The sequence below is a fragment of the Pararhizobium sp. P1_E7 genome (assembly GCF_056405855.1).
On sequence record NZ_JBFUBH010000235.1, the window covers coordinates 1 to 887 of the forward strand.

The 887-nt window shown below is 47.9% G+C and carries 1 protein-coding gene; it reads right to left on the minus strand.

Annotated features, from left to right (window positions below; genetic code table 11):
• Window positions 1–317 (minus strand): hypothetical protein (locus AC1D17_RS29150; protein WP_477568665.1); only part of this gene is annotated, 317 nt, incomplete at its 3' end.
• Between the last annotated feature and the right edge of the window lie 570 nt (window positions 318–887).

Here is an 887-nt window from a genome sequence, read left to right on the forward strand (position 1 = left end):
GGAGAGTTGATACTGCTGACCGTAAGGCCCGTGAGGAGCATGGAGAGCCCCACCAACCAGACCGCGACGCTCATTCTCCCGAAAGGGTAGAACGATATCTTCCTGTCCAACAACAGTGCAAACAGGGCTGCGGCGAACAGAATGTCGGAAACCGTGACGTTTTCCGCAGTCGGACGTATGTAAACCATCGAGCACAGAAATACGCCGCCGATAAGAAGCGGATAGACGAAAAAATGGACGACCCTCGATCGCCTCAATTCGGTCGAGTATTCAGGATCCAGCCATTCAAATTTATGCTCATCTCGAATATCAGCCATAATACGATCTCGTTGTACCGATGCAGCTGCAGTCTAGATTGAACTAAAGAATATTATATATAAACAAGACATTGTATAACGATAGTAATTAGCCGGTTCTTTGCGATAAATCCGCCCCAAGCGCTCCACCCGTAATTGCGCGTAAATACCTGAAGCTTTGGCTTTAGACTTAGCACATGCTGAACAAACTTCGCAGAGAAAGTCGCCGCGACAGCCAAAACGCCCAGCGCAATCGACACCGAATACATCGACCGACCCTGCCAGAGCTTACAATACACGGCGCCGATGTTGAAATCGAGCCCGGCAAGCCCCCATCGCGTTCACAATTAAATGCGGACCACCACAATCGAAAAAAGCGGGCTCTGCCTCCCAGCCTTTACGAGAGTATTTTTAAAGGAATTATGTTTGCATTACCGTCAACTAGAGTTTGGCGATGCCTATTTAATAATACCGATTGGTGTCACGCGATATCTTTTCTCTTCGCCRCAGAAAGCCTGCTTTCGCTCAATCTTTCTCCAAAGATCATCACAAAAACCGTCATAATCAGGATTTGAAGGTCAATCCAGAAGG